Raw genomic sequence first — 10,435 nt, 5'->3', positions numbered from 1 at the left:
AATATAGAGATATACATAACAAGAATTCAAAATAAAATTAAGGCCAATGTCATTAACGATTGGCCTTAATTCGCAACATCAATAAAACACCCCGTAAAGTCAGCCTGCGCTGACCTGAATATCCTGCTCACCAAACGCTTCGCGCAGACGGCGCGCAAAGATCAGTGCGTGCTCACCATCACCGTGAAGACAAACGGTGTCGGCCTTCACCGGAACCCAGACGCCTTCGCGGCTGAGCACTTTCTTCTCCCCCACCATCGCCAGCGTCTGATCCAGCGCCAGTTCATCGCTCTCAATCATCGCATCCGGCTGGCTGCGCGGCACCAGCGTGCCGTTACTCTGATAACGCCGGTCGGCAAACACTTCCTGCCGTGTGGGCAACCCGAGGCGCTCGCCTGCCCGGATAAGTTCGCTTCCCGCCAGCCCGACTAAGCGAAGTGTCGGGTCAACGTCATACACCGCGCGGGCAATGGCATCCGCCAGCAGCGCGTCGGTCGCCGCCTGGTTGTACAACATGCCATGCGGTTTCACATGCACCATTTTGCCGCCTTCGGCGCGGGTGACCGCAGCGAGTGCGCCGAGCTGATACACCACCTGCGCATACACAGTTTCCGGCGGAAGCTGCATGGCCGTCCGGCCAAAGTTTTCGCGATCCGGAAAGCTCGGGTGCGCGCCAATTGCCACGCCGTATTTCAGCGCCCAGCGCACGGACTGCTGCATGGTCTGCGCGTCTCCGGCATGAAACCCGCAGGCAATATTTGCCGAGCTGACGAGCTGCAAAAGCGCCTCATCATTGGCGCAGCCTTCCCCCAGATCGGCATTCAGATCAACGACCATACAGCCCCCATTTCACCTGTTCGATAAAACGTGATTGCTCATGCAGCGCTTTGCGCGCCTCTTCCGGCGTGCATTTCACAAAGTGAATCGGCTCGCCAAGGCGGATTTGTGCCAGATTGTATAAATCGGCTTCGATTACGCAGGCAATGCGCGGATACCCGCCGGTGGTTTGCGCATCGGCCATCAGCACAATCGGCTGGCCGCCGTGCGGAACCTGCACCACGCCGGGAAGCAGCCCGTGGGAAAGCAGCTCGCGGTCGGTTTCGCGTTTCAGCACATGGCCGTGCAAACGATATCCCATACGGTTACTTTGCGGGCTGAGCTGCCACGCAGCGCGCCAAAATTCGTCGCGAGATTGCTCGCTGAATTCCTGATACTCCGGCCCCGGCAGCGCACGGATACGGTTACCGAATAGCAGTTGTTTAATCCCGCCCGGATTTTGGGGCGGGTTGTACGCTTCGCCGGTAGGCAGCTCGTCGCCGTCCTGCAGCTGGCGTCCGTGGAATCCGCCGAACCTGGCTTTCAGATCCGTGCTACGCGAGCCCATCACTTCCGGCACATCAATTCCACCGGACACCGCCAGATAGCTGCGCATACCGCGCACCGGCGTTTTAAGCGTCAGCACCTGCCCCGGTTTGACGGCGTAACGCCAGCCGGTCCAGATGTCTTTGCCGTCGAGTTGCGCATGGCAACCTGCGCCGGTCAGCGCAATCCAGCCTTCGCGATGAAACTGTGCGCTGAACTGTCCGAGCGTAATTTCCAGCCCGGCGGCACTTTCATCGTTACCGACCAGCAGATTGGCAATACGCAGCGCCGGCGTATCCAGCGCGCCCGACTGGCTGACGCCCTGCTGGCGATAACCGCTGCGCCCCGGATCCTGAACCGTAGTAAACATCCCTGCGCGTAAAACTTTCAGCATACGCCCTCCTTTTGTGGCACAAAGCGCACGCTGTCGCCCGGCAGCAGCAGCGTCGGCTGTTCCCGCAGCGGGTCAAACATGGCGAGCGCTGTCTGGCCAATTAGCTGCCAGCCGCCCGGCGTAGCCAGCGGATAAATCCCGGTCTGGCTTCCGCCGATGCCGACGGACCCCGCAGGCACAGAAAGGCGCGGTTCACCGCGACGCGGTGTCGCCAGTTTATCCGGCAATCCGCCAAGATACGGGAAGCCCGGCTGGAAACCGAGAAAATAGACGGTGTAATCAATGCCGGAATGCAGTGCCACAACGTCGCTCTCGGACATGCCGGTATGGCTCGCGACATTCCCGAGATCCGGCCCGTGCTCGCCGCCATAAATCACAGGGATCTCAATTAAACGCGATTCAGGCACGATGGCCTCGCTCTCTTCCCACCAGGTTTGCAGGCGCTCAATCGCGTCCAGCGCAGAACTCTGGGCATCGGTCAGAAGAACGGTCAGATTATTCATGCCAGGAATGACTTCACGTACGCCGGGATAGGCAGCACGATCCTGCAAACGCTGGGTAAGCCCCCAGATCCGTTGCTGGCTTGCCAGCGTTACAGGCGGTTCCAGTTCCAGCACTACTGCGCGTTCACCCAGCAGATAACATCGTGCTCGTTGCACTCAGGCACTCCTTAAAGAAAGGTTGTGGATCATCAGGTTATTCAGCAACTCAATGAATCGAAACTTACTCTCTGTTATGCGTGAAACCGACCGGACATGTCAACCGGTCCACCCGTGCTTTCCCGGCTTCAGGGTTTCCCCCGCCGTCTTCAACTGCTACTCTCAGAAATGTTGCTGTTTTTTTAGCGTTTGGATAACGCTTTCGCCACAAAAGAAAGGGAGACGTCGTGAAAAAGCCACTGGCCTTATTTTTTCCGCTCTACACCACCACATTACTGATGCTGTTGGGTTCCGGCCTGCTCACTACCTACATCTCCTTGCGCCTGTCAGCGATTAACGTCAGCGGCGCGATGATCGGTGCCATCATTGCGGCGAACTACATCGGGCTGGTGATCGGTGGCAAAGTCGGCCATATCCTGATCGCCCGCGTCGGGCACATCCGCGCCTACGTATCCTGTTCCGGGATTATCACCGCCGCCGTTCTCGGTCACGGCCTGACCGACATTATCCCGGTCTGGGTGGTGCTGCGCCTGATCATCGGTCTGTGCATGATGGTGCAATATATGGTGCTGGAAAGCTGGCTCAACGATCAGGCCGAAGCGAACCAGCGCGGCGTGGTATTCGGCTTTTATATGGTGGCGTCGTATCTCGGGATGTCGCTCGGTCAGGTCGTTCTGATGCTCAACAGCGATTTAGGCGTCAGCACGCTGATCGTTATCGCGCTGTGTTTTGCGCTGTGTCTGGTGCCGATTGCATTAACCACGCGCACCAACGTCGGCCATATGTCTCCCGCGCCGATGGAGCTGAAATTCTTCATCCGCGCCATTCCCAAAGTGCTGGCGATCACGCTGGTCATCGGCATGGTGGTCGGGTCGTTCTACGGTATGGCACCGATTTACACCAGTCAGCAATCGCTCACTACGCAGCAAACCGGTCTGTTTATGGCACTGGCGATTTTCGCCGGGCTGCTGGCCCAGTTCCCGCTGAGCTGGCTGTCGGATCGCTATAACCGCAATATGCTGATGCGGATTAACGCCATTCTTCTGGCAGTGGCGGCGCTGCCATTGGCGCTGTTCAGCCATATCTCTTTCCCGCTGCTGCTCGGTATCGGTTTTGTCGTCAGCCTGATGCAGTTCACGCTCTATCCGCTGGTCGTGGCGCTGGCAAATGACATGATTGACCCGGAGCGGCGCGTTTCGCTGTCCGCCTGTTTGCTGATGGCGTTTGGCGTCGGAGCCTGTATCGGGCCGTTAGCCGTTGGCGCGCTGATCCAGCCGCTGGGCGGCAATATTCTGTATGCCTTTTTCGCGCTGTGCGGCGCTGGCATTGTGGCGTTAAGCCGCACGTCGAAGAAGGAAGAAGAAACACAAATGGCGGTCGATGCGCCCGTTCCGCACATCGCCATGCCGGACAGCCTGAGCAGTTCACCGCTGTCACCGGCGCTGAATCCGGCGTTTGACGAACAGATGATTCAGGACACCATGCCCGCGCTGGAAAACGTGGTTGAGCCGGTCAAAGAAGAGACGGACGAAGATTTCGTGGAAGACGAAGAGGAAAGCAAATATCCACCGCAGGGCGCAGACCCTGAAGTGGATACCGGATTACAGCGGGCATTTACGCTGCTGGAAGACAGCGTTTCAGAGGAAACGCAGAAGAAAACATCATCAGAGTAAGGGCGTAATCGTTGCAGTCAGTTTGGATTCGGACAGCGCGCAGGGACGGGAGCGTACACTGAGTACGTGACTGTCACGAGCACTGCCCGGATTCAAAATGGCCAATAAGATAGCCCTTAAGCCGGATTATCGATGTCGATAAACATCACATCTAACCCATGCTCATTTTGCAGCCATTCGCCCAGCGCTTTCACGCCGTAACGTTCTGTGGCGTGATGGCCTGCGGCGAAGAAATGCAGCCCCATTTCGCGGGCGATGTGAATGGTTTGCTCAGAAACCTCACCGCTGATAAACGCATCCACGCCAAATTCTGCCGCTTTCTGAATGTAGCCCTGACCGCCGCCTGAGCACCACGCCACACGGCGGATTTCCGCCGGTGCATTTTGCGCACTGTGCAGCACGCTACGATCCAGAATTCTTTCGATGCGCTGGCGGAATTCATTGCCGGTCAGCGGCGTGTCGAGCTCGCCATACGGCAGCAACAAAGCGATTTCGCCCTGCACGGTAATGCCAAACAGTTTCGCCAGCTGCGCGTTATTGCCCAGCTCCGCGTGGCCGTCGAGCGGCAAATGATAGGCGTACATATTGGTGTCAGTCGCCAGCAACGTTTTAAGACGGTTGCGTTTCATGCCGCGAATTTCAGCCGGTTCGTCTTTCCAGAAATAACCGTGGTGAACCAGAATCGCATCGGCTTCAACAGCGATGGCGGCATCCAGCAGATCCTGAGAAGCCGTCACGCCGGTCACGATGCGCTGCACATTGCTGCGGCCTTCGACCTGCAAACCGTTCGGCGCATAATCTTTGTAGTTGCTGATATCCAGTTTCTGGTTAATCAGCTTTTCAAGCTGGAAATTGTTCATGGAGTTTCACTTATCTGTCATGGCGAATGCAGCAGATAATATACGACAACGCCAGTCCTGCTCAAAATCAATGACGGGAACTGCCGGATTGTTATTCTGGTTTCCTCACTTTTCAACGGACTGAAGAAGATGCAGGAAAATGATTGCGACGTCATCGTCGTCGGTGGCGGAATAGCCGGTTGCACCAGTGCATTGCTGTTAGCCCGCGCGGGGCTCAGCGTTATTTTGCTGGAAAGAGGCGCACAGGCGGGCAGCAAAAACAGTTCCGGCGGGCGCATTTACACGCACACCCTTTCACAAATTCTGCCCGATTTCTCGCAAAGCGCCCCGCTTGAACGTCGCGTAACGCAGGAAAGGCTATCGCTGCTGACAGGCGACAGCATGACAACGTTGGATCACCGCCAGCCTGCTGACGCCGCCTGCTCATGGACCGTATTGCGTGCGCGGTTTGATCCCTGGCTGATGGAACAGGCGCAGCTCGCCGGTGCGCAGTGCATTACGGATACGCAGGTCGAAGGGTTGATGAAGCAAGGGAACCGCGTGACCGGCGTCAGGATTGGCGATGACCCGCTGACTGCGCGCGCCGTGATTCTGGCGGAAGGGGCGAATTCGCTTCTGGCGCAACGGTGTCTCGCGTCGCCAAAACCATCTGCGGAAAACATGGCAACGGGCGTGAAAGAGGTGCTCGCACTGCCGCGTGAAAAGCTGGAAGAACGTTTCGGGCTGGAAGGCGATCAGGGCTGCGCATGGCTGTTTGCGGGGCAGCCGACCGCCGGAAAAGTCGGTGGCGGTTTTCTGTATACCCATCGAGACACTCTCTCGCTCGGCGTGGTCTGCAACCTTTCTCAGCTCAGTGACAGCGCGCGCAGCCTGCCGCAGATGCTCGACGACTTCAAACAACACCCCGCCCTGCGCCCGTTGCTTAAACAGGCTGAAGTCATGGAATACAGCGCGCACATGATCCCCGAAGGCGGGCTGAATGCCCTGGCGCCGCTGTCCGGCGATGGCTGGCTGGTTGCCGGTGACTGCGCCGGTTTCTGTCTGAATGCCGGGCACACGGTTCGCGGAATGGATCTGGCGATGATGTCTGCGCAGGCCGCCGCCGCAACGCTGATTCATGCGCACCGGAACAACGATTTCAGCGCCGCGTCACTTTCACATTACCGCCCGCATTTGCAGGGCAGTGCGCTGTGGCCTCTGATGACGCAATACCGCCATTTGCCTGCCGATTTACTCAGCTCGCCGCATGCGTTCAGCCGCTATCCGCAACTTTCCGCTGATCTGCTGCACAGTCTTTTTCACGTCGGCGAACAACCGTCAGAGCCGCTTCGCCGCTTACTCTGGCGTCATGCCCGCCGTGCCGGATTATGGCAGTTACTGAAAGACCTGCGTAAAGGAGCGCGTAGCCTGTGAACCTGAATGACAAACTCGCCAAAAATCACTATCAGCCGGAAAATGCCGCCCACATCGTGGTGGCCGGCAACGCGCAGCAAAGTGCGCTGAAAATCCTGCTGAATACCTGTCCGGCCGGGCTTTACCGTATGAACAACGCCGGAGAAATCACCTTTGATCCGAACGGCTGCCTGGAGTGCGGCACCTGCCGGATTGTCTGCCGCGACGAGGCGTTTTCCCTCTGGCGTTATCCGGCTGCCGGTTGCGGCGTGACATTTCGTTTCGGGTAAAACTCTGGGAGGTGGCGCGGGGTTGTAAACACGGAAACCTGCTATGTTTTCAGTTGCATAACATTACTTTTCAACGGAGCTTCACCTGTGTCTATTTTGCAATTATTGAATCAACACCCGGTCATCGCCGCAGTGAAAGACACTGAAAGCCTGAACGCCGCCCTGCTGTCGGACTGCAAAATAATCTCGGTGCTGTACGGGAATATCTGCAACATCGGCGCGATTGTTCAGCGGATCAAAAAGGCTGAAAAATACGCGTTCATCCATGTTGATCTGCTGGACGGCACGTCCAATAAAGAGATCGTGATTAATTTTCTGAAAATCGTCACCACGGCTGACGGCATCATCAGCACCAAGGCCTCGATGATCAAAGCCGCGAAAGCACAGGGATTTTTTGGTATTCACCGGATGTTCCTGCTTGACTCGATTTCATTTCACAACATCGATAAACAGGTGGCGCAGTCGAATCCGGACTGTGTAGAAATCCTGCCGGGCTGCATGCCGAAAGTGCTGGGCTGGGTATCGGAGAAAATCGATCTGCCGATTATCGCGGGTGGGCTGGTGTGTGATTTAGAAGATGCAACCAGCGCGCTGAACGCCGGTGCGGTGGCTGTTTCCACCACCAACACCGGCGTCTGGCAGCTGAAATTCTAAACGCTGGTGCAGGAATAACAGGCGGCGAGCTCAGACAAAACGTCATCCAGATCGCCCACTATGCCAACGTCCGCCTGCGCAAAAATCGCGGCATGCGGGTCGGTATTCACTGCCACGATAAACTCACTGCGATCAATACCGGCCATCAGTGCCGCCGCGCCTGACGCCCCGGCCACGATACAAACGTCCGGCGCCGTGACCACGCCGGAAATCCCCACCATCCGCGACATTTCGCACCAGGCATTCATCGCCACCGGGCGGCTGCATCCCGGCTCCGCGTGGATTTGCCGGGCCAATGCCTCCAGCCGCCGTACGTTTTCCGCGCTCCCCGCGCCTTGCCCGATAACCAGAACGGCAGAGGCATTGTGCAAACCGTTATCCACGGGCCGCGTTTCCTGCTGAAAATCCACCAGCCAGCCAGTTACCACAGCGGGAGGCGTAAAATCCGTTTGTTGCGCTTGAACCGGCGCGGTTCGTACGGGTTTACCCCCCGTCGCTGCCACTGAGATACACAGCGGGGAACCGTTCAGCGCGCGCGTCGCCTGCATCCGGCTGCCGTACGCAGGCTTTTCAACGTTCCAGTGCATTTCACTTTTTTCGGCTTTGGCGATACCGGTTCCGCTGACGCCGTTGAGCCGGTGCGCCAGCCGCGTGACTATTTCATCCGCCGCTTCACCGCTTGCGCACAGTAAAAATTCAGCCGGACGCTGCTCAAACAAAGCGGTCAGTGCCTCAAGCGCCGGTTCCGCCAGGCCGTTTTCGGGAACCGAAATCCAGACGATATGCAGGATATCGCAGGCCATTTGCGGCAACGTTTCCGGCTTATCTCCGGTATACAGCAACCACAGCTCGGCGGAACCGGACAACACCGGGTTCGCACAAAGAAAATCATTTTGCATCTGCGCCTGAGACAAAAATGCCCGCTGGCGGCAATCCAGAATAATAGCAATGTTCATCGGTTCCCCCGCAATTTCAGATAACCGGTATACAGCGTCCGGGCTTTGTCCGCCGGGCTGCCGCCTTCAATGATCACTCCGCTGCGCCGCGTATTTCTCAAAGCCAGCGTAACGACCGGCACCGGAGGTAATTTCGCGAGCGATGCTGCCCGCAGGACATCAAGAGATTTGCGCGCCGCCGCCAGTTTTTGTTTCAGCGTCGGAATACGCAACAGGCAATCCTGCGCGGCCTGCCCGGCGACCAGCACCACCGGCGGCCGGATCGTGAGCGTTTGCAACGTTTCCGGCGTTTTTCTGACAACGCGCAGCAATGTCGGGTCTTCGGCGCGCCCGATATCGCAAACCTGAGTGATACACGGCCAGCTCAGCATTTCCGCCAGCAGAGGCCCGGTTTGGCGGTTCTGCCCTTCACTGCTCTGCGGGCCTAAAATAATCACCCCGGCTTTTTCGTCCTGATGATGGAAACCGGCAATCAGCGCGGCGATGGCATCAGGATGAAAACGCAGATCCTCAGAAACGGCATCAATGCGTACCGCACGCTGAAAATCCAGCGCCAGCAACGTTCTCAGGACCGGCGTGGTCTGCGCACCACCAACGGTGAGCAATGTCAGGCTGGCATCCGTCAGGCTCAGGGCCATTTCAGCCGCGCTCTGGTCAAATCCGCTCAGCTGCCAGCGGGCAAAATCATAAGGGATCTCCCCGCGTTCGCCTGCCTGCCAGTCACTGGCCGAAAGCACAGACAAATCCGGCTCCACTTTTACGCACACGATAATATTCATAAGCCGTTTCCTTGTTTCACCACGGTGAGGGGGGAAATCACACTCACCGATGATGCGCCGACCAGCGTCATGCCTTTGGTTTCCGGCGCCCAGAGAATTGAAACAACCGCACCCAGCAGTAATATTCCTGCCAGCAGCAGCGTGGTGTTTTGGATACCCAGCGTCAGCACGCAAACCGGCAGTAACCCGGTGCCGATAGCCGAACCGAAACGACTCATCGACGTCGCAAATCCGACACCCAGGGAGCGGATATCGGTGGGAAAACTCTCTGCCGGAAACACGCCGACCAGGTTGCTGACCGCTGAAATAGCCAGTGTGAACAGGGCAAACAGGAATAGCGTTAATCCGCCGTAACCTTCTGGAAGCACGCTCATCGCAGCCAGACAAAACGTCAGTAGCAGGAATGAGCCAATCAGAAAGCCGCGTCGGGAACAGGTCATCGTCAGGCCAATTCCGGCCAGCGATCCCACCACCAGCAGGGTATTAAGAAGCAAATCCGTTGTCAGGCCAGGCGTCAGGCCAATGAGGGCGATAATGGCGGGCAGAAACGTATAAATAGCAAAATACGGCACCACCAGACAGACAAAGAACAGGCTGTTAAACGCCGTCCGCCGCCAGTATCTGGCCGAAAAAAGGGTTTTAAGATGATGCGAGGTCGCCACGGCGATTTCATCGTTGAGCGTGACGTTCGGGCCAAAACAGCGCAGCACCACGCGATGCGCCGCCGCGAACTGCCCTTTTTGCATCAGCCAGCGCGGGGATTCCGGTGTGCCGATGCGCAGCAACATAATCAGAACCGCCGGGATCGCCGATGAAGCCAGAAGCCAGCGCCAGGCGTCCGGGCCGAAATCGGCCATCAGATGGCCGGTCAGCGTGGCGCTGACATAGCCGAGCGTCCAGAGAACGCTGAACGAACCGAGCAAAATGCCCCGGTGTTTACGCGGGGAAAACTCTGCCAGCATGGTGTGCCCGACAGAATAATCACCGCCCAGCCCGATGCCCACCAGCACCCGCAGCCAGAACAACTGTTCCGGCGTTTGGGCAAAAAACTGACCAACAGAGGCCAGCGTGATGATAATAAAGCTGTAATTAAAGATTTTCTGGCGGCCAATATGGTCGGATAACCATCCCAGAACCAGGCTGCCGATAAACAGGCCAAACAGTGCGGAACTGCCGATCAGCCCCTGCCAGAAAGGCGTCAGCTGCATTTGCGGCGTAAGCTGAACCAGCGCAAAACCAATCATGCCCAGCACATAACCGTCTGTCAGATGCGCGCCGAACGTCAGGCCAGCCATTTTGATGTGAAAGGCGTTGAGCGGGATGTCATCCATACTGACCTGAACCGTTTTACCTGCGGCCATGTTGCGCTCCGTGTCGAGTCAGGGACGTAAAACCGGCGGCCCGTTCCGGCCTTCC

At 57.5% G+C, this 10,435-nt stretch carries 11 protein-coding genes; 4 read left to right on the top strand and 7 right to left on the bottom strand.

Annotated elements, in window-relative coordinates; translation table 11 throughout:
- Positions 1-99: 99 nt before the first annotated feature.
- From pxpA to pxpB, 3 genes are read right to left on the bottom strand one after another with little or no spacing between them, the layout of a single operon-like run.
- Positions 100-837 carry a 5-oxoprolinase subunit PxpA gene (gene pxpA / locus CWS43_RS04870; RefSeq protein ID WP_101075753.1) on the bottom strand — a complete coding sequence of 246 codons (738 nt, stop codon included), beginning with the start codon at positions 835-837 and terminating at the stop codon, positions 100-102.
- Positions 827-1,756: a 5-oxoprolinase subunit PxpC gene (pxpC, locus tag CWS43_RS04865; protein WP_101075752.1), complete on the bottom strand. Its 930-nt coding sequence runs from the start codon at positions 1,754-1,756 to the stop codon at positions 827-829. Before pxpC ends, pxpA begins: the two co-directional genes overlap by 11 nt.
- Positions 1,750-2,415, bottom strand: a complete 666-nt coding sequence (gene pxpB / locus CWS43_RS04860; protein WP_101075751.1) for a 5-oxoprolinase subunit PxpB — start codon at positions 2,413-2,415, stop codon at positions 1,750-1,752. Before pxpB ends, pxpC begins: the two co-directional genes overlap by 7 nt.
- Before the next feature lie 227 nt (positions 2,416-2,642).
- On the opposite strand from pxpB, the gene CWS43_RS04855 reads away from it, so the two are divergent.
- A complete protein-coding gene (locus tag CWS43_RS04855) occupies positions 2,643-4,088 on the top strand; it encodes an MFS transporter (protein WP_101075750.1) in 1,446 nt (481 codons plus the stop codon).
- 116 nt (positions 4,089-4,204) lie between these two features.
- Here CWS43_RS04855 and CWS43_RS04845 read toward each other — a convergent pair whose 3' ends face one another.
- Positions 4,205-4,948: a type 2 GTP cyclohydrolase I gene (locus tag CWS43_RS04845; protein WP_101075748.1), complete on the bottom strand. Its 744-nt coding sequence runs from the start codon at positions 4,946-4,948 to the stop codon at positions 4,205-4,207.
- Between the two features lie 129 nt (positions 4,949-5,077).
- Here CWS43_RS04845 and CWS43_RS04840 point away from each other — a divergent pair, with 129 nt between their 5' ends.
- The 3 genes from CWS43_RS04840 (at position 5,078) to CWS43_RS04830 (ending at position 7,284) form a co-directional block, all read left to right on the top strand.
- Positions 5,078-6,361 carry an FAD-dependent oxidoreductase gene (locus CWS43_RS04840; protein WP_101075747.1) on the top strand — a complete coding sequence of 428 codons (1,284 nt, stop codon included), beginning with the start codon at positions 5,078-5,080 and terminating at the stop codon, positions 6,359-6,361.
- Positions 6,358-6,630 (top strand): ferredoxin family protein, encoded by a 273-nt coding sequence (locus CWS43_RS04835; protein ID WP_101075746.1) that lies wholly within the window; start codon positions 6,358-6,360, stop codon positions 6,628-6,630. Before CWS43_RS04840 ends, CWS43_RS04835 begins: the two co-directional genes overlap by 4 nt.
- An 87-nt stretch (positions 6,631-6,717) precedes the next feature.
- Entirely contained in the window at positions 6,718-7,284 is a 567-nt protein-coding gene (locus CWS43_RS04830; protein ID WP_101075745.1) for a glycerol-3-phosphate responsive antiterminator, read from the top strand.
- Here CWS43_RS04830 and CWS43_RS04825 read toward each other — a convergent pair.
- Genes CWS43_RS04825 through CWS43_RS04815 form a run of 3 tightly spaced genes read right to left on the bottom strand, consistent with a single transcriptional unit; the run spans position 7,281 to position 10,380 of the window.
- On the bottom strand, positions 7,281-8,240 hold the full coding sequence (locus tag CWS43_RS04825; RefSeq protein WP_101075744.1) for an electron transfer flavoprotein subunit alpha/FixB family protein: 960 nt from the start codon (positions 8,238-8,240) through the stop codon (positions 7,281-7,283). The two genes, CWS43_RS04830 and CWS43_RS04825, sit on opposite strands and share 4 nt — an antisense overlap.
- On the bottom strand, positions 8,237-9,019 hold the full coding sequence (locus CWS43_RS04820) for a hypothetical protein (protein WP_101075743.1): 783 nt from the start codon (positions 9,017-9,019) through the stop codon (positions 8,237-8,239). The genes CWS43_RS04825 and CWS43_RS04820 overlap by 4 nt, the downstream gene beginning before the upstream one ends.
- Entirely contained in the window at positions 9,016-10,380 is a 1,365-nt protein-coding gene (locus CWS43_RS04815) for an MFS transporter (protein WP_101075742.1), read from the bottom strand. The genes CWS43_RS04820 and CWS43_RS04815 overlap by 4 nt, the downstream gene beginning before the upstream one ends.
- Between the last annotated feature and the right edge of the window lie 55 nt (positions 10,381-10,435).

It is taken from the genome of Rahnella sp. AA, from assembly GCF_002834385.1.
Lineage (GTDB): Bacteria > Pseudomonadota > Gammaproteobacteria > Enterobacterales > Enterobacteriaceae > Rahnella.
This window is presented reverse-complemented; position numbering and strand designations above follow the sequence as displayed.